The sequence below is a fragment of the Paractinoplanes bogorensis genome (genome assembly GCF_018829635.1).
Classification (GTDB): domain Bacteria; phylum Actinomycetota; class Actinomycetes; order Mycobacteriales; family Micromonosporaceae; genus Actinoplanes; species Actinoplanes bogorensis.
In genome coordinates, this window is the sequence record NZ_JAHKKG010000013.1 from 15,402 (window position 1) to 36,918 (window position 21,517).

The 21,517-nt window shown below is 71.5% G+C and carries 22 protein-coding genes; 18 read left to right on the forward strand and 4 right to left on the reverse strand.

Annotated elements, in window-relative coordinates; translation table 11 throughout:
- Positions 1 to 13 precede the first annotated feature (13 nt).
- Genes KOI35_RS35790 through KOI35_RS35860 form a run of 15 tightly spaced genes read left to right on the forward strand, consistent with a single transcriptional unit; the run spans position 14 to position 16,004 of the window.
- A complete protein-coding gene (locus tag KOI35_RS35790) occupies positions 14 to 817 on the forward strand; it encodes a DeoR/GlpR family DNA-binding transcription regulator (RefSeq protein ID WP_215793137.1) in 804 nt (267 codons plus the stop codon).
- A gap of 38 nt (positions 818 to 855) precedes the next feature.
- Complete coding sequence (locus KOI35_RS35795; RefSeq protein WP_215793138.1) at positions 856 to 2,040, forward strand: sugar ABC transporter substrate-binding protein; 1,185 nt, start codon at positions 856 to 858, stop codon at positions 2,038 to 2,040.
- A 26-nt stretch (positions 2,041 to 2,066) separates the two neighbouring features.
- Positions 2,067 to 3,527, forward strand: a complete 1,461-nt coding sequence (locus KOI35_RS35800) for a sugar ABC transporter ATP-binding protein (protein WP_215793139.1) — start codon at positions 2,067 to 2,069, stop codon at positions 3,525 to 3,527.
- Positions 3,528 to 3,545: 18 nt separating this feature from the next.
- Positions 3,546 to 4,568: an ABC transporter permease gene (locus KOI35_RS35805; RefSeq protein WP_215793140.1), complete on the forward strand. Its 1,023-nt coding sequence runs from the start codon at positions 3,546 to 3,548 to the stop codon at positions 4,566 to 4,568.
- A gap of 17 nt (positions 4,569 to 4,585) precedes the next feature.
- Positions 4,586 to 5,512, forward strand: a complete 927-nt coding sequence (locus KOI35_RS35810) for a 2-deoxy-5-keto-D-gluconate 6-phosphate aldolase domain-containing protein (protein WP_215793141.1) — start codon at positions 4,586 to 4,588, stop codon at positions 5,510 to 5,512.
- Positions 5,509 to 6,867, forward strand: coding sequence for an FGGY family carbohydrate kinase (locus tag KOI35_RS35815; RefSeq protein WP_215793142.1), 1,359 nt, complete (start codon positions 5,509 to 5,511; stop codon positions 6,865 to 6,867). Before KOI35_RS35810 ends, KOI35_RS35815 begins: the two co-directional genes overlap by 4 nt.
- Positions 6,864 to 7,706, forward strand: coding sequence for a shikimate dehydrogenase family protein (locus KOI35_RS35820; protein WP_215793143.1), 843 nt, complete (start codon positions 6,864 to 6,866; stop codon positions 7,704 to 7,706). Before KOI35_RS35815 ends, KOI35_RS35820 begins: the two co-directional genes overlap by 4 nt.
- On the forward strand, positions 7,703 to 8,722 hold the full coding sequence (locus KOI35_RS35825) for an alcohol dehydrogenase catalytic domain-containing protein (RefSeq protein WP_215793144.1): 1,020 nt from the start codon (positions 7,703 to 7,705) through the stop codon (positions 8,720 to 8,722). Before KOI35_RS35820 ends, KOI35_RS35825 begins: the two co-directional genes overlap by 4 nt.
- Positions 8,719 to 9,597 (forward strand): cyclase family protein, encoded by an 879-nt coding sequence (locus KOI35_RS35830; protein WP_215793145.1) that lies wholly within the window; start codon positions 8,719 to 8,721, stop codon positions 9,595 to 9,597. Before KOI35_RS35825 ends, KOI35_RS35830 begins: the two co-directional genes overlap by 4 nt.
- A gap of 13 nt (positions 9,598 to 9,610) precedes the next feature.
- Positions 9,611 to 11,062 (forward strand): aldehyde dehydrogenase family protein, encoded by a 1,452-nt coding sequence (locus KOI35_RS35835; RefSeq protein WP_215793146.1) that lies wholly within the window; start codon positions 9,611 to 9,613, stop codon positions 11,060 to 11,062.
- Positions 11,059 to 12,030: an alcohol dehydrogenase catalytic domain-containing protein gene (locus tag KOI35_RS35840; protein WP_215793147.1), complete on the forward strand. Its 972-nt coding sequence runs from the start codon at positions 11,059 to 11,061 to the stop codon at positions 12,028 to 12,030. Before KOI35_RS35835 ends, KOI35_RS35840 begins: the two co-directional genes overlap by 4 nt.
- Positions 12,027 to 12,212 carry a ferredoxin gene (locus tag KOI35_RS35845; protein ID WP_215793148.1) on the forward strand — a complete coding sequence of 62 codons (186 nt, stop codon included), beginning with the start codon at positions 12,027 to 12,029 and terminating at the stop codon, positions 12,210 to 12,212. The genes KOI35_RS35840 and KOI35_RS35845 overlap by 4 nt, the downstream gene beginning before the upstream one ends.
- Before the next feature lie 18 nt (positions 12,213 to 12,230).
- Positions 12,231 to 13,406: a cytochrome P450 gene (locus tag KOI35_RS35850; RefSeq protein ID WP_215793149.1), complete on the forward strand. Its 1,176-nt coding sequence runs from the start codon at positions 12,231 to 12,233 to the stop codon at positions 13,404 to 13,406.
- A 10-nt stretch (positions 13,407 to 13,416) separates the two neighbouring features.
- Complete coding sequence (locus KOI35_RS35855; RefSeq protein ID WP_215793150.1) at positions 13,417 to 14,856, forward strand: aldehyde dehydrogenase family protein; 1,440 nt, start codon at positions 13,417 to 13,419, stop codon at positions 14,854 to 14,856.
- Positions 14,853 to 16,004, forward strand: coding sequence for an NAD(P)/FAD-dependent oxidoreductase (locus KOI35_RS35860; RefSeq protein WP_215793151.1), 1,152 nt, complete (start codon positions 14,853 to 14,855; stop codon positions 16,002 to 16,004). The genes KOI35_RS35855 and KOI35_RS35860 overlap by 4 nt, the downstream gene beginning before the upstream one ends.
- Positions 16,005 to 16,119: 115 nt before the next feature.
- On the opposite strand, the gene KOI35_RS35865 is transcribed toward KOI35_RS35860, so the two are convergent.
- Positions 16,120 to 16,707: a hypothetical protein gene (locus KOI35_RS35865; protein WP_215793152.1), complete on the reverse strand. Its 588-nt coding sequence runs from the start codon at positions 16,705 to 16,707 to the stop codon at positions 16,120 to 16,122.
- A 13-nt stretch (positions 16,708 to 16,720) separates the two neighbouring features.
- Here KOI35_RS35865 and KOI35_RS35870 point away from each other — a divergent pair, with 13 nt between their 5' ends.
- Entirely contained in the window at positions 16,721 to 17,965 is a 1,245-nt protein-coding gene (locus tag KOI35_RS35870; protein WP_215793153.1) for a hypothetical protein, read from the forward strand.
- On the opposite strand, the gene KOI35_RS35875 is transcribed toward KOI35_RS35870, so the two are convergent.
- The gene (locus KOI35_RS35875) at positions 17,898 to 18,635 is read right to left on the reverse strand and encodes a hypothetical protein (protein WP_215793154.1); all 738 of its coding nucleotides are present in this window, start codon (positions 18,633 to 18,635) and stop codon (positions 17,898 to 17,900) included. The genes KOI35_RS35870 and KOI35_RS35875 overlap by 68 nt on opposite strands.
- A 38-nt stretch (positions 18,636 to 18,673) precedes the next feature.
- Positions 18,674 to 19,366: an ABC transporter ATP-binding protein gene (locus KOI35_RS35880; protein WP_215793155.1), complete on the reverse strand. Its 693-nt coding sequence runs from the start codon at positions 19,364 to 19,366 to the stop codon at positions 18,674 to 18,676.
- Between the two features lie 99 nt (positions 19,367 to 19,465).
- Between KOI35_RS35880 and KOI35_RS35885 the strand changes: the two genes are divergently transcribed.
- Positions 19,466 to 20,293 carry a sensor histidine kinase gene (locus KOI35_RS35885; protein WP_215793156.1) on the forward strand — a complete coding sequence of 276 codons (828 nt, stop codon included), beginning with the start codon at positions 19,466 to 19,468 and terminating at the stop codon, positions 20,291 to 20,293.
- Positions 20,290 to 20,949, forward strand: a complete 660-nt coding sequence (locus KOI35_RS35890; protein WP_215793157.1) for a response regulator — start codon at positions 20,290 to 20,292, stop codon at positions 20,947 to 20,949. Before KOI35_RS35885 ends, KOI35_RS35890 begins: the two co-directional genes overlap by 4 nt.
- Here the strand turns inward: KOI35_RS35890 and KOI35_RS35895 are convergent.
- Entirely contained in the window at positions 20,946 to 21,491 is a 546-nt protein-coding gene (locus tag KOI35_RS35895; RefSeq protein ID WP_215793158.1) for a CGNR zinc finger domain-containing protein, read from the reverse strand. The two genes, KOI35_RS35890 and KOI35_RS35895, sit on opposite strands and share 4 nt — an antisense overlap.
- Positions 21,492 to 21,517 lie beyond the last annotated feature (26 nt).

A 21,517-nucleotide genomic window follows, 5' to 3' on the forward strand; every position in this document is an offset into this window, starting at 1 on the left:
CAAGGAGGCTGCGATGGTCGCCGGCCCGTCCAACGCCCCGCAGTTCGGTCTCGAGCGCCGTCGCCGGCTCATCGAGGTGCTGCGGGAGAACGGGCGGCTGGAAGTCTCGTCGCTGGCCGAGGAGTTCGCGGTCACGTCCGAGACGATCCGTCGCGACCTCATCAATCTCGAGCGCGAGGGCCTGGTGCACCGGGTTCACGGGGGTGCGATCCTCACCGAGCGGGGCCACTTCGTTCCGGGCCTTCCGGTCCGCGACCGCCTCATGTCGGACGAGAAAGACGCCATCGCGCACGTCGCGTTGCAGTACATGCCGCCCGAGGGTGCCGTCCTGATCGACGCCGGCAGCACCACCGGACGCCTCGCCGAGGTGTTCGCGGGCGGCCTGCCACTCACCGTTCTGACCAATGGCCTGCAGGTGGCGACCTCGCTCGCGGCCAAGCCCGGCCTGACCGTCCACACGCTGGGCGGCCGGGTCCGGGGCAACACGCTGGCCGAGGTCGACGCCGCCGCGCTGCGCTCGCTGAGCCGGGTGCACGCCGACGTCGCCTTCGTCGGCACCTACGGCGTCTCCGTCCGGCACGGCTTCTCCACGCCGGATCCCGCGGAGGCCGCCGTCAAGGAAGCCATGATCGCCGCGGCGCAGACCACGGTGATCCTCTGTGACCACACCAAGATCGGCCGGGAGCACTTCGCGCGGTTCGCGGAGATCACCACCCCGGCCGTCCTGATCACCGACAGCGGGGCGCCGGGATCGCTCGTGCGGGGCATCGAGGCCGCCGGCCTCGAAGTGGTCCTGGCCGAAGCGCCCCAGAGCTAGCGCCTCTTTTTCTCCGAGCCACTAAAGGGGAGACACCCGTGAACCTCAAATTCGACTTCACCGATCGATTTACAAGAATATCCAAGGCCGCCACTGTCGCCGGCATGGCGCTGACGCTGGCCGCGGTCGCCGCCTGCGCCCCGGCCGAGGGCGAGGGCACCGGCACCGCCGGTGGTGCCGAAGGCCAGGACGTCTCGGAGTTCGTCACCGCGGTGAGCGAGCACGAGAAAGGCCCGACCACGTTCGCCGGCCCGACCAGCGGCAAGCCCGCCCCGACCGGAAAGAACCTCGCGGTCATCCCGTGCGGTGTGGCCGTCGGTGGCTGCAACACCCCGGGCGAGGCGGCCAAGGCGGCGGCCGAGGGCATCGGCTGGAAGGTCACCGTCTACGACGGTCAGGCCAACCCGCGGACCCAGAACCAGATGGTGCTCAACGCCATCTCCGGCGGCGCCGACGCGATCATCACCGTGGCCGTCGACCAGAAGCTGATCCAGCAGGGCCTGGAGGCGGCCAAGAAGGCCGGTGTGCCGGTCATCTCGATGAACAACGGCACCGGTACGCCGAACCCGCAGGTCGCCAGCAGCGACAAGTTCACCTTCACGGCCGACGTCTCGCCGGACTACGGCGGCAACGGCAAGATGCAGGCCGAATGGGTCATCGCGCAGTCCAAGGGCAACGCGGTGGTGATGCCGGTCGTCACCCAGGAGTACACCTCCAACACGGTCACCTTCGAGGCGTTCAAGAAGGAGATGGCCCGCTGCTCCACCTGCAAGGTGCTCGACCCGGTGGACTTCACCACCGCCGAGATCGCCTCCGGCGCGCTCGGTACGCGCACGGTCGCCGCGCTGCAGAGCAAGCCGGACGTCAACTTCATCTACACCGGGTTCGACTCGGCCGCCGCGGCCGAGGTCACCTCGATCATGCAGGCCGGCCTGGCCAACCGGGTCCAGCTGGTGAGCGCGGTCGGTGACCCGATCAACCGGGAGTTCATCCGCAAGGGCCAGGTGCAGGGCGCGACCGTGGTGGAGATCCCGTCGATGCTCGGCTACGCCGCGATCGACCAGGTCATCCGGGTCCTCGGCGGGGAAAAGGTGTTCGAGCCGCAGAACCAGGGCGCCGGTGTGGTGCTGCTGACCAAGAACAACATGATCGGTAACGAGGAGCCCTGGCCGCTCGCGTTCGACGTCAAGGCGGCGTACCACAAGCTCTGGGGCGTGCAGTGACCGGCTCCCCAGCCGCGGAGGTCCTGGTGGCCCGTGGGGTCACCAAGGCCTTCGGCCCCACCGTCGCGGTCGCCGGGATCACCCTCGGCGTCCGCGCCGGGGAGGTCCACGCGGTGGCCGGCGCCAACGGAAGCGGCAAGTCCACCCTCATCAAGATCCTGACCGGTGTGCACGGCCAGGACGAGGGTGACCTGCTGCTCGACGGCGAGGTGCAGAACTGGTCCTCGCCGGCCGACTCCCGGCGCGCCGGGGTCGGCGTGGTGCACCAGGAAGCTCCGCTGGTCGAGAAGCTCACCGTGGCCGAGTGCGTCGACCTGCTCGGCGGCTACCCGAGCGCCAAGCAGTTCTTCCTCAGCAACAAAGCGGCCCGGGTACGCACCCAGAAGCTGCTCGACGAGCACGAGGTCCCGGTCGACGCCCGGGAGCTCTGCTCCTCGCTCAGCCCGGCCGAGCGGGCGATGGTCTCCCTCGCGGTGGCGATGGACCAGGGCAGCCGGGTGCTGATCCTGGACGAGGTCACCGCGGCGCTGCCCCAGGACGAGGCCGATCAGGTGCTCGCCCTGGTGCGGCGGCTGGCCGACCGCGGCTGCGCGGTCCTGATGATCACCCACCGGCTCGACGAGATCGAGCGGTACGCGGACCGCACCTCGGTGCTGACCGCGGGCCGGCTGGTCTACTCCGGTGCGACCGGCGAGATCAGCGCCGAGCAGATCATCGAGCACATGCTCCCCGAGGAGGGTGCGCAGGAAATCGTCTCCTCGGGAGAGAAGACCGCAGGCGGACAGGTGCTGATCACGGTCCGCGACCTCGCCGGTCAGCGGCTCGCGCCCTTGAGTTTCGAGGTGCGGGCGGGCGAGATCCTCGGCTTCGCGGGCCTGCCCGACGCCGGCATCGACGACCTGGCCATGCTGCTCTGCGGCGGCGTGCCCGGCACCGGCACCCTGACCGGCCGGGGCCGCACCGCGAACGGCCCGTGGACCCCGTCCGCGGCGCGCCGGGCCGGGCTGGCCCTGGTGCCCCGCGACCGGCTCACCAACGGCGCGGTCGCGCTGATGACCATCACCGACAACGTGGCGCTGCCCGACCAGCGCCGCTACTGGCACCGGACCCGGGCCCGCCGCGCCACCGTCCGCGACGTGATCACCGAGCTGGACGTGCGGCCGGCCGACCCGGGCCTGTCCGTCGGCAACCTCAGCGGCGGCAACCAGCAGAAGGTCATCCTCGGCAAGTGGCTGGCCACCCGGCCGGACGTGCTGGTCCTGGACGACCCCACCAACGGCGTCGATCCGGCGGCCCGGCTGCGGATGTTCGCCGCCGTGCGGGCCCGCGTCGACGACGGCGCGGCGGCGATCCTGCTCTCCTCCGAGGTCGAGCAGCTCACCACGTACTGCGATCGGGTCCTGGTCCTTCGCCCCGGCCGGCCGGCCGAGGAACTGACCGCCCCCGACAACCCCACTCACCTGGCGCGCCTGATGGCGCAGCAGTAGATCGAGAGCGTGCGAGCCATGGCACAGATCACGAACGTCGAGCGCCCCGAGGCGGTCGCGAAAGAGGCGACCGCGCCCTCCGGGTCCCAGCTCGGGCACTTCGCGGGAATCGCGATCCACAAATACGCGCAGGTCATCCTGCTGGTGGTGCTCGTCATCGGGTTCAGCCTGGCGACGCCGCGCTTCGCCACCCAGCAGAACTGGACGTCGCTGCTGGTCAGTCAGGCCGTGGTGGCGATGATGACGCTGGCCGTGCTGTTCCCGCTGATCGTCGGCGAGTTCGACCTCTCGGTCGGCTACTCGCTGGGCTTCAGCGCGATGCTCGGCGCCTACCTGACCGGCCAGAACTGGCCGGTGCCGATGATCCTGCTGGCGATGCTGGTCTTCGGGGTGTTCATCGGCGTGGTCAACGGCGTACTCAACGTGTACTTCAAAATCAACTCGTTCATCGCCACCCTCGGCATGGGCATCATCCTGTCCGCGCTGACCCTGGCGCTGAGCAACGGCGCCATCCTGACCACCGTGCCGGGCGTGCTCGAGACGCTGGGCCGTGGTTACGTGGGCGGGATCGCCTGGGCGGTCTGGGCCGTCCTGCTGATCGCCGTGGTCTGCTACTACCTGCTCCAGCACACCCCGGTCGGTGCCCGTCTCTACGCCATCGGCGGTTCCGAGCGGGTGGCCTTCCTGGCCGGCGTGCGGACCAGCTGGTACAAGGTGCTCGCGTTCGGCCTGGCCGGAGCGATCGTCGCCGGGGCGGCCATGTTCCAGCTCGGGCAGGCCGGCTCGGCCACCCCCAGCATGGGCCCCGACCTGCTGCTGCCCGCGTACGCCGCCGCGTTCCTGGGCGTCACCACGTTCCGCCCCGGCTTCTACAACGTGCCGGGTGTCATCGTCGCGATCCTGTTGCTCGCCGTCGGCTTCAACGGCTTGAGTCTGCTCGGCGTCCCGTTCTGGGTGCAGCCGATGTTCAACGGTCTCGCGCTGCTCATCGCCGTGCTCTTCGCACGGCTCGCCTCTCGCCGGCTCGGTGCCGCGAAATAAGGAAGAGGACATCCCTCATGCTCAACGTTCCCAACCCGCTGCTCATCCTCGCGATGGATCATCGAGCGGTGATGCGCGGCTTGTTCGGCGACGGACTGACGCCCGAGCAGCAGACCGAACGGTTCGGCCATGCCAAGGACCTGGCGTTCCGGGCGCTGCTCGAGGTGGCCGACGCCGGCCTGGTGCAGCCGGCCAACACCGGCGTGCTGATCGACGACCAGTACGGGTCGGCGGTCATTCCGAAGGTCAAGGACGCCGGCTACACGCTGATTCTGCCGGTCGAGGCGAGCCGCAGCCCCAAGTTCGACATCCGCACCGGCGAGTTCATCCTGGAGCACGGCGACGACTTCGGAGACCACCTGCCGCTCGGCACGGTCGACATGGTCAAGGCGCTGATCGTGCACAACCCGGCGCTGGAGGAGGACCGCCGCCGGCGCCAGGTCGAGCGGGCCGCGACGGTCTCCAAGTGGGCCATCGACAACGGCGTCCCGTTCATGCTCGAGCTGCTCTGCCCGCCCACCGCCGAGCAGCTGGAGGAGGCCGGCGACCTCGACACCTACCGGCGTACGGCGCACGCCGACCTGGTCTGCCGCTCGATCGACGAGTACCAGGCGGGCGGGGTGTGGCCGTCGGTGTGGAAGCTCGAGCCGCTGGCCTCGGACGACGACTACCGCCGGGTGTCCGCGCAGTGCCTGGGCGGCGCCCCGCACGAGACGTCGCTGATCCTGCTCGGCGGCGGCGCGGACCTCGACCAGGTGGAGACCTGGCTGCGCGAGATCAACGGGGTGCCCGGCTTCATCGGCTTCGCGATCGGGCGCAGCCTGTGGCAGAACGAGTTCCGTGAGCTGTTCGCCGGCCGGGCCACCGACGAGGAGACGGTGGCCGGGATCCGCGCCAACATCGAGCGGGTCGTCGGCGCGTACACCGGAGCGGCCGCGAAATGAGCACTCACGCCGGGGTCTCGGTCGGCATCGACATCGGGACCACGACCATCAAGGCGCTGGCCGCCGCGTCGGACGGCGGGCAGCTGGCCGTCGCCCGGCGGGCCACGCCCTGGCGGGACGAGGCGGGCTCGCGAGTGTTGCGGGCCGACGACCTCGGCGTGGTGCTGCACGACCTGCTGACCGAACTGGCCGCGGCGCTCCCGGGCGTGCGGGCCGAGGCGATCGGGTTCACCGGTCTGGCCGAGGCGGGCTATCCCCTCGATGCCACGGGCGCACCGCTGGCCCCGGCGTTCGCGTGGTTCGACCCCAACGGCAAAGATCAGGCTTCCCGCGTACGGGCGGAGGCCGGCCCCGAATATCCCGGAGTCACCGGCCTCCCGGTGTCGGACCGCTGGTCGTTGCCGAAACTGGCCTGGCTCACCGGAGAGCGGGGCCTGCGCCCGGTGACCTGGCTGAGCCTGCCCGAGTGGGCCGCGGTGTGGGCCGGTGGCCGTCCGGTCGCCGAGCTCTCGCTGGCTACCCGCACCGGCATGCTCGACGTGGCCGGCCGCCGCTGGTGGGACCGGGCCGTCGCCTGGGCCGGTCTGCCCGCGGCCGGCCTGCCCGAACTGGTCACCGCGGGGACGCCCACCGGCCGGGCCCACGCCGCCCTGCCGTTCGCCGCCGGCGCCACGATCACGGTGGCCGGGCACGACCACGTCACCGCGATGGTCGGCGCGGGCGCGCTCGGTCCGGGCGACGCCTTCAGCAGCTACGGCACCGGGGAGGCCGTGCTGCGTACCACCGAACCGGCCCGCGATCCGGGTGACCTGGCGGCGGTCGTGGCGGCGGGCGCCACCCGCGGGCCGCACGTGATCGCGGGCGCCGACTACCTGATGGCCGCGCTCGGCTCGGGCCGGCTGCAGAGCGCGATCCTCGACGACCGGCTCGGCCGCGACCGCACCCCGGCCGCGGTGACCGCGCTCGGCGAAGCCGCGGCCCGGACCGCCCCGGCGGCCGGCAGTGAACCGGCCGACGCGGCTACGCCGATCGACCCGGCCGCGCTGACCGCTCGGCTCACCGCGTTCGACGACGGCCGGGCCTGGGCCACCGTCGTCGACCTCACCGCGCGGCGCTGTGCCGACGCGTTGCGCCTGCTCGGGCCGTACGCGCCCGATCAGAAGCGGCTGATCACCGCGGGCGGCTGGTACGGGTCGGCCTACATCCGGGCCGTCCGCGCCCGCGTGCTCGGCGACCACCTCATTCCGGCGAGCACGGAGGCCGGGGCGCGCGGCGCGGCCCGGTTGGCGGCGCTCGCCGCGGGCATGATCACGGACCTCGGCGACTGGCCCGACGACTGGAGAGACCACTCATGACGTCCCACCCCATCAGCGGATACACGCGCGTCTACGCGCACTTCGCCTACCCGAGCGAACACGTACGCACCCCGGGCGTGTTCAACGCGTACTTCCGCCGTCGAGGTATCGATGCAGTCTGCATCCCGGTCAAGGTGGCGCCGGCCGGGCTGGCCGCGGCCGTCGCCATGTGCCGGAGCTGGGAGAACCTGGCCGGCATCGGGGTCACCATGCCGCACAAGGAGACCATCGCCGGGCTGCTCGACGAGCGGACCGAGGGCGTACGGCGGGCCGGGGCCAGCAACGTGATCAAGCGGCTGCCCGACGGCCGGCTGCTCGGCGGACAGCTCGACGGCTACGGCTTCGTGCACGGGCTGAAGACCAACGGGTTCGACCCGGCCGGCTCCCGTGCGCTGCTGCTCGGGGCGGGCGGGAGCGCCCGGGCCGTGGCCATGGAGCTCGCCCTCAACGGCATCGCCGCGCTGCGCATCGCCAACCGCTCGCGCGACCGGGCCGAGGCCCTCGCTGCCGACGTGCGACGCGAATTTCCTGAGCTTGCCGTCTCGGTGGCCGATGCCTCCACCGTGCAGGACGCCACCCTCATCGTGAACACCACCTCGGTCGGCATGAAACCGGACGACCCGCTGCCGGTCGACCTGTCCGGGCTCACCCCGCAGGTGACCGTGGCCGACATCATCATGAAGCCCGAGGTCACGCCGCTTCTGGAGGCCGCCCGCGAGCGGGGCTGCGCGATCCACCCCGGCCTGCAGATGCTGGTCGGCCAGCTCGACGTCACGGCCGAGTGGCTGGACCTCGCTCCCGCTCGCGAGGCCGTCGGTGACATGGCGGTGGCCCGATGAAGAGCATCCAGCTGAGTGGCGCCCGCGACGCCGCGCTCACCGACTTCGCCGACGAGCCCCTGGCCGCCGGGCAGGTGCGGGTACGCATGCGCCGAGTCGGGCTGTGCGGCTCCGACGCCCACTTCTACGACCACGGGCAGATCGGCCGGTTCCGGCTCGACGACGGCCCGGTCGTCATCGGCCACGAGGGCAGCGGCGAGGTGCTCGAGGTTGGCGACGGCGTCGACGGACTGGCCGTCGGCGACCGGGTGTCGATCGAACCGGGCATCGCGTGCGGGGAGTGCCGCGAGTGTCGTAACGGCACCTACAACCTGTGTGTGCGGATGACGTTCCTGGGCATGCCGCCGAACCACGGCCTGCTGCGTGAGCGCGTCGTGCTGCCCGCGCGCAACGTGCACCGCGTACCGGAAGAAGTGAACCTGGACGAAGCCGCCCTGCTCGAGCCCCTGTCGGTCGCGGTGTGGTCGGTGCAGCGGGCCCAGCTGGCCGCGGGGGAGCGGGTGCTGATCGCCGGCGCCGGACCGATCGGGCTGCTCGTGGCCCGGGTCGCCGTGGCCGAGGGCGCCGCCGAGGTGATCGTCACCGACATCGACCGCGAGCGGCTCGACCGGATCGGCGCCGAACCGGGCGTGAAGGCGGTCGACGTGAGCGGCGGCTGGGACGGCGTGCCCGACGACCTCGATGTGTTCCTGGAGTGCTCGGGGGCACCGACCGCGCTCGACGACGGCATGGGCCGGCTGCGGCCGCGCGGACGGGCGGTGCTGGTCGGGGTGCCCGGCAAGCCGCAGATCGCCATCTCGTCGACGATCATCCGGTACGGCGAACTGTCGCTGACCGCCGTGCACCGCTACGCCGGCACCTGGCCCCGCGCGATCGAGCTGCTCGCGACCGGCAAAGTCGGACTGAGCGACCTGGTCACCGCGCGCTACTCGCTGAGCGAGACCCCGACGGCGCTGCTCGACGCGGCCGAGCGACGGGTCGCGCTCAAGGCGATGATCGAGGTGGACGCGTCGTGATCCCGGACGGCAGCGTGTGGGCCGAGTTCGGGCCCGGCGACCAGGTCGGTGCGGTCAACCGGCAAACCCCTTCCCGCGTACGGAGGGCAGCCGCTCTCGTCCGTACGGGAAGCGTCTTCTCGTTGAATTGGGATCTGGCCCTGCCCGACCCGCCGATCCTGGGACGCGGGTCGCTGCGGCACCACCCGATCGACCTCGGCAACGGGTGGGACGACAAGTACGACAACTTCCACCCGCAGTCCGGGTCGCAGTGGGACGGCCTGTCGCACGTACGGCATCCGAAGTTCGGTTTCTATCAGGGCCACACGGACGAGCAGGTGCGCGACGCGGCCGATCCGAAGCTGGGCATCGACCACTGGGCCCGGCGTGGCCTGGCCGGTCGCTGGGTGCTGGCCGACCTCGCGACCGACTGCTCGGTGCAGACGGCGTTCACGGCGGATCAGGTGCAGGCCGCGCTCGACCGGCAGGGGGTGAGCGTCGAGGAAGGTGACATCCTGCTGCTGCACTTCGGCTGGACCACCTGGTACGAGACGCTCGACGCGGACGCCCGGGCCGCGCTCACCGGCTTCTTCCCGGCGCCCGGCCTGGCCGCCGGCCCCGAGATGGCGGAGTGGCTGACCGGGCTGCGGCTGTCCGCGATCGCCGCCGACTGCCCGGCCGTCGAGAGCATGCCGTTCGACATGTCCAGCTCCGACACGTTCCTGCACGACACCCTGATCCCGCTCCAGGCGCTCGCCGTCGGCGAGATGTTCCACCTGGGCCCGCTGGCCGCGCACTGCGCCGCCGACGGCGTCTACGAAGGCCTGTTCACCGCCGCTCCGCTGAACGTGCGCGGGGCCGCCGGGTCGACGGCCAACGCCCTGGCCCTGAAATAGCAAGGAGTTCCACGTGTCCACCATCGAGATCCAGAACCTGATCGACGGCGTCTGGACCGGCAAGCCCGCCACCGTCCGGCGCAACCCGGCCGACCTGGACGAGATCGTCACCCGGACCGCCGCGGCCACGGCCGACGAGGTCCGCGCGGCCGCCGCGTCCGCCGCCAAGGCCGCGCAGGAGTGGGCCCGCACCCCGGCCCCGGCCCGCGGCCGCATCCTCGAGCGCGCCGGCGACCTGATCGAGCAGCGTGCCGACGAGATCGGCGACGACATCACCCGCGAGGAGGGCAAGACCCGGGCCGAGGCCCGCGGCGAGGCCCTGCGGGCGGCGCAGCTGCTGCGCTTCTACGGCAACGAGGGCTGGCGGCTCGGTGGCGAAACGTACCCGTCGGCGGCCGGCACCGACCTCATCTACAGCCGCCGCGAGCCGCTCGGCGTGGTCTCGGTCATCACCCCGTGGAACTTCCCGATCGCCATCCCCACCTGGAAGACAGCGCCCGCGCTCATCGCCGGCAACGCCGTGCTGCTCAAGCCGGCTCAGGTCGCCCCGGTCGGCGCCTGGCACCTGGCCCGGGCCCTGCACGACGCGGGCCTGCCGGCCGGTGTGCTGTCCCTGCTCAACGGCTCCGGCTCGGCCGTCGGCAACACACTGATCGACGCCGACGAGGTGGCCGCGGTGACGTTCACCGGCTCCAACTCGGTCGGCGACGGCATCTACCGGCGCGCCGCGCCGCGCCGTATCCGGGTGCAGCTCGAGATGGGCGGCAAGAACGCGGTGATCGTGCTCGACGACGCCGACCCGCAGACCGCGGCTGAGGTGGTGGCGGCGGGCGCGTTCGGGCTCACCGGGCAGGCCTGCACGGCGACCAGTCGGGTCATCGTCACGCCAGGCATCCGCGATCGGTTCGTCGAGGCCCTGGCCGCGCAGGCCGAGCGCTACCGGCCCGGCAACGGCCTCGGCGACGGCGTGCTGATGGGCCCGGTCGTCTCGCACGACCAGCTCTCGTCCAACCTCGACCACCTGCAGGCGGCCGTGCAGGCCGGGGCCAGGCCGGTCACCGACGGGCGCCGCGTCGACGGGCTGATGATGGCCCCGTCGATCCTCACCGGCGTCGGGCCGGCCGACATCATCGCCCGCGAGGAGGTCTTCGGCCCGGTCGTGGCGGTGCTCGACGCGGGCGGCCTGGACGCGGCGATCGACCTGGTCAACGACTCGCGATTCGGGCTGTCGGCCGGCATCGTCACCAACGACCTGGCCGCCGTGCATCGCTTCGCCGACCGGGTGCACGCCGGCGTGGTCAAGGTCAACCGTCCGACCAGCGGCGTCGAGCTCAACACGCCGTTCGGCGGGGTCGGCGACTCGGGCACCAACACCTATCGCGAGCAGGGGCAGGGCGCGCTCGACTTCTTCACCTGGACCAAGAGCGTCTACTCGGCCACCCCCGCCTGGGCGGCCCGGCCGTGAAAGCCGTCGTGATCAACGGGCCCGGCGACGTCGCACTGACCGACGTCCCGGACCCCACGCCGGGGCCGGGCGAGGTGGTGCTGGCCGTCCGCGCGGCCGGCCTGTGCGGCACCGATCTGCACGTGGTCGGCGAGGCGGCCGTGCCCGGCATGATCCCCGGGCACGAGCTGTCCGGCGAAGTCGTGCACGGCGTGCCGGGGCTGCCGGTCGGCACGCTCGTCGCGGTCAACCCGCTGATCCCTTGTGGACGGTGTGTGCGCTGCACGGCCGGGCGCACCAACTTGTGCCGGGACCGCTCAGCGGTCGGGGTGAACCGCCATGGGGGTGCCGCCGAGTTTCTCGCGCTGCCCGCCGTGGCCTGCTTCGATGCGACCGGGCTGACCCCGGAGCGGGCGGCCATTGTCGAACCCGTGGCCTGCGTACTGCACGGGTTCGACCGGCTCGGGCCGGTGGCCGGCGACGATGTGCTGGTCTACGGCGCGGGGCCGATGGGGCTGCTCGCGGCCGCCTACGCCCGGCACAGCGGCGCGGCCTCGGTGACCGTGGTCGAGGCGAACGAGGAGCGTCGTCGCGGGGCCGGGGCTTCCTCGGTGGGTGATCTGCCCGATCCGCCGCGGGCGTACGGGGCCGTCATCGACTGCACCGGGAGCCCGGCGGCCATCGAGGACGGGCTGCGGCGAGTCGCCCGGGGCGGGCGCTACCTGCTGATGGGGGTCGCGGGCACCGACCGTACGGCGTCGTTCTCGCCCTTCGAGGTCTACGACAACGAGATCACCATCGTCGGGTCGCGCTCGCTGCTGTGGTCCTTCGACCGGGCCGTACGCCTCGCCGCGGCCGACCCGATCGGCCTCGACTCGCTCGTCAGCCACCGACATTCGCTCGGCGACTACCCCGGGGCGCTGGCCATGATGCGCGCCGGCACCGGCTTGAAGCACCTGATTTCACCCTGGAAGGAGACATCCCGATGAAGGTCGCTGTTGATCAAGAGCTCTGCGACGGATACGGCAACTGCGTCATGAACGCGCCCGAGGCGTTCGACCTCGACGACAACGACAAGGCGATCGTCATCGCCGACGAGGTGCCGGACGGCGACGGAGCCGTCGAGCGGGCCGTCGTCGGCTGTCCCTTCAACGCCATCTCCACCCACTGATTCGCGGGAGGTTTGATCATGCCGGTTTCCGTCGTATATGACCCTTTTCTCAACGACTGTCTGCAGAACCCCTACCCGACGTACGCGGAGATGCGCGAGCACTACCCGCTCTACCACAACGAAGAGCGCGACATCTACGCGTTGTCCCGCTACGCCGATGTGAAGGCGGCCGCCTCCGACTGGGAGACGTTCACCTCCGAGGAGAGCGTCGACCTGGACGGCAGCACGCTGCAGTTCCGGCCGGCCAACTTCGTCGACTTCTCGCCGCCGCAGCACACCGAGATCCGTGGGCTCGTACGGGATGCGTTCGCGCCCAAACACGTACGGAAGCTCGAACCGCTCTTGCGCAGTCACGCCGACAAGCTGATGCGCGAGTTCGTCGAGCGCGGCGAATGTGACATCGCCTGGGAGTACAGCAGCGGGCTGCCGCTGCACATCATCTCGCACGTCATCGGCATGCCCGAGGAAGACCTGCCGCAGATGGCGTACTACCTCAAGACCGTGGTCTCCCGCGATCCCGAGGACAACATGACGCTGCCACCGCGGGCGGTGCAGGCGGGCAAGGACATCCGGGCCTACTTCACGGCGATGGCCGAGGACCGCCGCAAGAACCCGCGCGACGACCTGATGAGCCACCTCGCCAACACCCGGCTGCCCAGCCGCGAGCTCGAGGAGGACGAGGTCACCGGCCTCTGCTTCTTCCTGTTCATGGCCGGCGTCGACAACCTGTCCGGGCTGATCACCAACACCATCAGCGCGTTCCTCGAGCACCCCGACCAGCGGCGGCTCGCCGTCGATGACCCGACCCTGGTGCCGGCCGCGGTCGAGGAGACCATGCGCTGGGACCCGCCGCTGCAGATGATGGCCCGGACGGCCACTCGCGACGTCGAGTACTACGGCGAGAAGATCCCGGCGGGCGGTCGTACGGTGATCATCTGGGGTGCCGCGAATCGGGACCACGCCGAGTGGGACCACGCCGAGGAGTGGGACATCACCCGCCCGCCCAAGCGCCAGCTCGGCTTCGGCGAGGGCGTGCACTTCTGCATCGGCGCGCCGCTGGCCCGCCTGCAGTCCACCGTCGCCGTGCAGACCCTGCTCAAGTACGCGCCCCAGTACGCCGTGGTCGGCGAGCCGGAGCGGGTGCTCAAGAGCAACATCCGGACCTTCGAACACCTCACCATCTCCCTGCGCTGAGAGGTTTCCCGTGGATTTTCGTAATCGCCTTCTGATCGACGGCGAGTTCGTCGACGCCTTGTCCGGCAAGACCTTCGACACGCACAACCCGGCCGACGGCTCGGTGCTCGCCACCGTCGCCGAGGGACAGACCGAGGACGTCGACCGTGCGGTCGCGTCGGCCCGCAAGGCGTTCGAGGAGGGCGCGTGGTCGCGGGCCGTCCCCGCCGACCGGCAGGCGATGTTGTGGAAGCTCGCCGACCTGCTCGAACAGAACGCCGAGGAGATGGCCCTCATCGAGAGCCTCGACAACGGCAAGCCGCTCGGCGACGCGCGCGGCGACGTGGCCGAGGCCGTCGCCTGCCTGCGTTACTACGCGGGCTGGGCCACCAAGATCAGCGGCCGTACGGTCGAGATGTCCCGCCCCGGCCCCTGGCACGCCTACACGCTGCGCCAGCCGCTCGGCGTCGTCGGCCAGATCGTGCCGTGGAACTTCCCGCTCATCATGACGTCGTGGAAGATCGGCCCGGCCCTGGCCGCCGGCAACGCGGTCGTGCTCAAGCCGGCCGAGCAGACCCCGCTCACCGCGCTGCGCCTCGGCGAGCTGGCCCTCGAGGCCGGGTTCCCGCCCGGCGCCCTGAACGTGGTCACCGGCGACGGCCCGACCGCCGGCGCCGCGATCGCCGCCCACCCCGACGTCGACAAGGTGGCGTTCACCGGTTCGACCGAGACCGGGCGGCTGATCGTCCAGGCCGCGCTGGGCAACTTCAAGAAGGTCAGCCTCGAACTGGGCGGCAAGTCGCCCAACATCGTGCTCGCCGACGCCGACATCGAGGCCGCCACCAGCGGCGCCGCCATGGCCATCTTCAGCAACCAGGGCGAGGTGTGCACGGCCGCGAGCCGCCTCTACGTCGAGCGCTCGGTGTTCGACCGGGTCGTCGAAGGCCTGGCCGGGCTGGCCGGCGACATCCGCCTCGGCGCCGGCACGGCCGAGGGCACCCAGATGGGCCCGCTGGTCTCTGCCGAGCACCTCGACCGTGTGTCCAGCCTCGTCCAGCAGGGCGTGGACGGCGGCGCCCGGGTCGTCACGGGCGGCGGCCGGCACGGCGACGAGGGCTACTTCTACCGCCCGACCGTGCTGACCGACGTCACCGAGGACTCGGTCGTCGTCCAGCAGGAGATCTTCGGACCGGTCGTGGTCGCGTCCCCGTTCGACGCGCCCGAGCAGATCGGCCGCGCGGTCAACAACACGGTCTACGGCCTGGCCGCCGGCATCTGGACGCGCGACCTGTCCGCCGCCCACCGCATCGCGGCCGAGGTCAAGGCCGGGACGGTGTACGTCAACACGTACCACTCGGGCGACGCGGCCCTCCCGTTCGGCGGCTTCAAGCAGAGCGGCTGGGGTCGCGAACTCGGCGAGGAAGGCCTGGAGCTCTACACCGAGACGAAGTCCGTGGTGATGAAGCTGTGAGCTCGGTGCTCGTGGTGGGCGCGGGCCTCGGTGGTGTCCGGACGGCGCAGACGTTGCGCCGCCTGGGCCACCGGGGCCCGGTGACCCTGCTCGGGGCCGAACCTTCCCTCCCGTACGACCGTCCGCCCCTCTCCAAGGCCGGCCTGGCGGGTGAACGTCCGCCCGTCTGGCTGGCCACTTCCCCCGAGCTGTCGGCCGCCGGGATCGTGCTGCACACCGGCGTGACTGTCCTTTCCCTTTCGCCCACGACCGTTACCACCTCCTCCGGCTCCTTCTCCTATGACCAGCTCGTCATCGCGACCGGGGCCGAACCACGGCGGCTGCCCGTACCCCAGCCACCGCACGGAGTGCACGTGCTGCGGACGCTGGCCGACGCCACCCGGCTGCGGCAGGTGCTCGCGGCCGGAAGCCGTCTCGTGGTGGTCGGCGCCGGAGTGCTGGGCTGTGAGGTGGCGGCGACGGCCCGGTCGCTCGGCGTGGAGGTGACGCTGGTCGAGGCCGACACCGCCCCGATGCGCCGGCTGCTGGGGGCGGGCCTGGGGGAGCGGTTGGCGGCGGTGCACCGGGCGCAGGGTGTGGACGTACGCTGCGGTTCGGGCGTGACGGCGATCCGCGGCGACTCCGCGGTAACGGGGGTCGAACTGGCCGACGGGACGGTGGTGCCCGCCGACAACGTGGTGGTCGCGATCGGCGCGGTGCCACGAACCGACTGGCTGCGCGACAGCGGCCTGACCCTCGCGGACGGCGTCGTCTGCGACGAGTCCCTCCGAGCAGCGCCGAACGTGTGGGCCGTGGGCGACGTGTGCCGCTGGACCGGGACCGACGGGGTGAGCCGGCGCTCGGAACACTGGACGAACGCCGGCAACCAGGCCGAGGCGGTGGCGGCCGCGATAGTCTCGGGCCGCCCCACCCCGTACGAGTCGGTCCCGTGGATGTGGAGCGACCAGTACCACCTGAAGATCACCTGCCTGGGCGACCCGGCCGACGGCGACGACGTGCGGGTGACACCCCTGGACGACGGCGACCGGCTGAAGGCCGTGTTCAGCCGGGCCGGCATCGTCTCGGCGGTGGCCGGCTTCTCCGCCGGGGGTGCGGTGCTCCGCTTGCGGGGTGCGCTGGGCAAGCCGCTGACCGAGGTGGCGGCCTAGCGTATGTCCGGCCGAGCTCGTGGCTCGTGGCTCGCGGTCCGTGGCTCGCGGTCCGTGGCTCGCGGTCCGTGGCCGGTGGCGCGCGGTGGTCGGCGACCGGTTATCTGCGTCGACGTCAGGGGTTGCGGCGGCTAAAGGCGATGCTTGCGAGGGCCGCAGCCGCCGATGTCCAGACGGCCAGTGCGACCCCGCCGGTCGAAGGGGCGAGCAGGAGCGTGTCGGGCAGCCATGGTCCGGTCTGTGGCCGCCCGGCTCGGACCAGAGGGGCGACGACAAGAAAGGCCGTCAACAGCACTGCCACGGCGGATAGCGAATTCCGCACCAGAGTCCCGGTCGCGGCCGCGATCAGAGTCACGCCGACGAGGTAGGCGGTCAGTGACGCGAGTCGCCCCGGGTCAAGAGACGTGCCGGGAACACTGGTCCCGGCCGTCGTACCGAGGTCGCCACCGGCCATCGCAGCTGCGACCACTATCGGGGCAGCGGCGATCAGGGCGGCCGCGAACACAGCGACGCCCTTGCCACTCAGCACGCGCCCGCGCCGGGGTACCGCCAGCAACGTGGCGCGGATCTGTCCGCCCGCCTCGTATTCGTGGGTGACGGCCAGTGCGCCTAGGACCAGGAACCCGGCCTGGGTCCAGCGCAGCGCCGTCCGGATCGGATCGTCGCCCGCCGCCGCGCGGTGGGCCGCATAGGCGATCAGCACCGTGGCTACCCACGTGAGCACAACGGTCCACCACAAAGCCGGCAGCGTCACCAGCTTGCGAACCTCAGCCCCAGCCGCCGCGCCCAGCCATCCGCGCGAGCGCACCGATCCAATCGATCCACGTGAGCCGAGCGAACCGCGTGAGCCGAACGATCCGCGCGAGCGCAACCATCCGCGCGATCCGAGCGGGCCGCGCGAGCGCAGCCAGCCGCCCGAGCCCAGCCATCCGCGCGAGCCCAGCCATCCGCGGAAGTCCAGCCATCCGCGCGAGTGCGCCGATTCGAGCGATCTGCGTGAGTCGAGCGAGCCGGGCGAGGGCAACCGTCGGCGCGAGCCGAGCGATCCGCGGGAGTTCAGCCATCCGCGCGAGCCCGCCGATCCGAGCGATCCACGTGAGCCGAGCGATCCGCCCGAGGACAACCATCCGCCCGAGCCCAGCCGTCCGCGCGAGCCCAGCCATCCGCGCGAGCCCAGCCATCCGCGGAAGTCCAGCCATCCGCGCGAGTGCGCCGATTCGAGCGATCCGCGTGAGTCGAGCGATCGACGTGAGTCGAGCGAGCCGCGCGAGGGCAACCATCGGTGCGGACCGAGCGATCCGCGGGAGTTCAGCCATCCGCGCGAGCCCGCCGATCCGAGCGATCCACGTGAACCGAGCGATCCGCCCGAGGACAACCATCCGCCCGAGCCCAGCCATCCGCCCGAGCCCAGCCATCCGCCCGAGCCCAGCCATCCGCGGGCGTCCAGCCATCCGCGGGCGTCCAGCCATCCGTGCGATCTGCGTGAGTCGAGCGATCTACGGGAGTCGAGCGAGCCGCGCGAGGGCAACCGTCGGCGCGAGCCGAGCGATCCGCGGGAGTCCAGCCATCCGTGCGAGCGCGCCGATCCGAGCGACCCATGGGAGCCGAGCGAGCCGCGCGAGGGCAACCATCTGCGGGAGTCCAGCCGTCCGCGTGAGTGCAGCCATCCGCGTGAGTCCAGCCAACTGCGGGAGTCCAGCCATCCCCTCGAGCGCAGCCATCCGCGCGAGGGCAACCATCCGCGCGAGCGCGGCCATCTGCGGGAGTCCAGCCGTCCGCGCAAGCGCATCGATCCGAGCGAGCCCAGCGATCCGCGCGAGCGCAACCAACCGTGCGAGCCGAGCCGGCTGTGCGATCCGTGGGTGGGCAGCGAACCGCCGATCGGTGGGTTGGTCATGCCGGACGCCGGCGGAACAAGTAGGCGGCCACGGTCAGCAGGGCCGCGACCCAGGCTGCCATGACGACGCCCGCGGTCACGGGTGGGATCGCTACGTCGCTGGGATGGGAACGCAGGAACATGTGGGCTCCGACGATGTCGGGCAGGTAGGCGGCCCACGGGGTCAGCTTGGTCAGCAGGTAGGAGACTGAGACGACCGAGCTGTTCACGATGAAGACGGTCAGCGTGATGATGCCGTTGCGGAAGATCAGGGTCACCGCGTAGGCCAGGAGTGCGAGCAGGCACCAGTAGAGGGTGGCGGCGGCCACGCGGGACGGGGAGATGGGTGGCACGGGCAGGACCGTTCGCGTGAGCAGGACGGTGGCGGTCGCCGTCAGCGCGCCCTGGACGGCGGCCACCAGCACCAGGGCGGCGGCCTTGGCAGTCAGCATCTGGCCGCGGCGGGGCATGGCCAGCAGCGTGGCGGTCAGCTGGTGGGCGCCGGGCGAGTCGTCGCCGGCGGAGGTGTATTCGCTGCTCACCGCGACGACGCCGAGGATCAGGGCGCCCAGCAGGCCGATGCCCAGGTTTTCGTAGCCCACGTCGGACACGTCGGGGATCTGGCCGGACTCGATGGCCCGGCGCAGGGCCGGAGCGTTGACGAAGACCAGCAGCGGCGCGGCGATCAGGCCCAGCGTCAGTCCCACCCAGGCGGTCGGCAGGCCGAGCAGCTTGCGCACCTCGGCCCCCACCATCGACTGGAGAGGACGCGGCCCAGGAACGGAAACGGGGATCATCGGGGTGCCGCTCCGGTGAGGGCCAGGAAGGCGTCTTCGAGCGTGTCGTGCCCCGCGGTCACCTCGGCCACCGTGCCGCGGGCTACCACTCGGCCGTTGCTGATGACGACCACGTCGTCGGCGGTCGAGGAGAGTTCGGTCATCAGGTGGCTGGAGAGCAGAACGGTGCGGCCCTCGGCCGCGCACTGGCGCAGGAACGTGCGCATCCAGCGGATGCCGGCCGGGTCGAGGCCGTTGAGCGGCTCGTCCAGCACCAGCGCCGGTGGGTCACCGAGCAGGGCGGCGGCCAGGCCCAGGCGACGGCCCATGCCCAGCGAGAACCGGCCCGCCCGCTTGCGCGCGTCGCCGGTGAGGCCGACGATCTCGAGCACCTCGTCGACCCGGGACCGGGGCAGGCCGTTGCTGGCGGCCATCCAGCGCAGATGTGATCGCGCCGACCGCGCCCGGTGCGCACCGCTGCCGTCGAGCAGAGCACCGACGACGGTCAGCGGGCGCGGCCAGGACGCGTACGGGAAGCCGAAGATCGTCGCTTTGCCCTGGGCCGGACGATCCAATCCCAGCAGGATGCGCACGGTGGAGGTCTTGCCGGCGCCGTTCGGGCCGAGGAAACCGGTGACCCGGCCGGGATGAGCCTCGAAGGAGACGTCGTGCAGGATTCCGGGCCGTGACACCCCGTCGATCGCAATCATGTGAGGAGTCAACCGGAACGGGCCGCGCGCGGCGTCGAACCAGGGGTCCATCTTTCCCGGGCCGTCTCGGACCCTGGTCGGAGAACTACAGTCGGCGGCATGAGCGCGAACGGCCGTCCCAAGTGGCGTACCAGGGCCGTCCCGGTGCTGGTCGCGGTGGGCGTGATCGGGCTGCTGGCGATGGTGACCGGCGGCGCCGAGGGCCCGGCGGCGACGATCGTGCCGCTGGCGATCGCCGGGGCTGCGGTGGCGGCGGCGGTCTGGGCGGTGCGGCGGTGGCGGGCCGATCGGTGGGCCTACGAGCAGCGGCTGACCGAGTGGGCCGTGGTCGAGGAGCGGCTCAAGATCGCGCGGGATCTGCACGACATCGTGTCGCACGGGCTCGGGCTGATCACCGTACGGGCGGCCTCGACCCGGCACCTGGCCAAGCCGGCCGAAGTGGAGCAGGCGCTGACCGACATCGAGCACACGAGCCGCACCGCCACGGCGGAATTGCGGCGAATGCTGGAGATCCTGCGCGACCGGAACGAACACGCGCCGAGAACGCCGACGGTGGGCCTCAAAGACCTCGAAGAGATCGTGCGCACGGCCGAGAAGGCGGGACTACGGGCGGAACTGACCGTGATGAACCTGGGCGAGGTGTCACCCGGAGTGCAGATGACGATCTGCCAGACCGTACGCGAGGCGTTGAGCAACACGGCCCGTCACGCCGGCCCGACCGACGTCCGGGTGGTGATCCGCCGCGACCGGGGCGACCTCGTCGTGAGTGTGGCCGACGCGGGAGGCAAAGCGGCGAATCCCGGCGCCGGGCACGGCCTGATCGGCCTGCGGGAGCGTGTCACCGCCCTGGGCGGCACGCTGGCCGCACGCCCCAAGGACGGCGGCTTCCAGTTGACCGTACGGATCCCGGACGAGGTCGCGGCGTGATCCGCGTCCTGCTCGTGGACGACCAGCCGCTGCTCCGGCACAGCCTCGCGATGATCCTCGGCAAGGAGACCGACCTCGAGGTCGTCGCGCAGGCGGGCGACGGCGCCGAGGCCGAGTCCCAGGCCCGCGCCCACCAGCCCGACGTGATCCTGATGGACATCCGCATGCCCCGGGTCGACGGCCTCGAGGCCACCCGCCGGATCTGCCGCGATCCCGAGCTGAGAGCGTGCCGGGTGCTCGTCCTGAGCATGTTCGAACTGGACGAATACGTGCACGAGGCCCTGCGCGCCGGCGCGAGCGGGTTCCTGCTCAAGGACGCCCACCCCGAGGAACTGATCGAGGCCGTACGCCGCACGCACCGCGGGGAGTCGCTGTTCGCGCCGTCCATCCTGACCCGGCTGATCGACCACTTCGTGTCCGCTCCCGGCGCCACCCGTGACCGTCCGTCGCTGCGGGGCCTTACCGCGCGTGAGGTCGAGGTGCTGACGCTGGTCGCCGGCGGACTGTCCAACGACGAGATCGCCGAGGCTCTGGTCATCTCGGTGAAGACCGTGAAGACCCACCTGACCCACCTGCTGGCCAAGCTGCGCGCCCGCGACCGCGCTCAGCTCGTGATCGCTGCCTACGACGCCGGCCTCAAGAGACCTCGAGGCTAAGAGTTCCGCTCCCGGAAGGCGATCATGTTCATCCGGTTCCCGCAGCGTACGGTGCAGAAGCGCTTGGACCCGTTGCGCGACAGGTCGAGCACCAGCCCGTCGCAGTCGTCGGCCTCGCAGACCCGCAGGCGGCCCATCTCGTTCATCCGGATCACGTCGGTGAAGGCCAGCCCCATCTCGGCCCGCATGCGCACCACCAGCGGCACGTCCGGCGAGGTGGCGTGCAGGTGCCAGTCGAGCTGGTCGTGCCGGGTCAGGAACGGCAACGCGCGGGCGTCGCGCAGCATCTGGTTGACGACGCCGACCGCCTCGTCACGGTCGAGGACCCAGAGCGACCGGAGTTGCGTACGCACGTCACGCACCGAGAGCAACTCGGCCTTGTCGTGGTCGATGCGTCCGGTGTACGAGAACCGGCTCAGCAAACCGGCCAGCTGATCGACCGTCGCGAGCTCGTCCTCCCCGCTGCGCGAGCTGCCCGGCGTGGTGTTGCCGAGCGCCACCACGAAGTTCAGCGACTCCACCGTGTCAGGGGCAAAAAGCAATTTGACTCCTCACTGAGTCGGGGCCT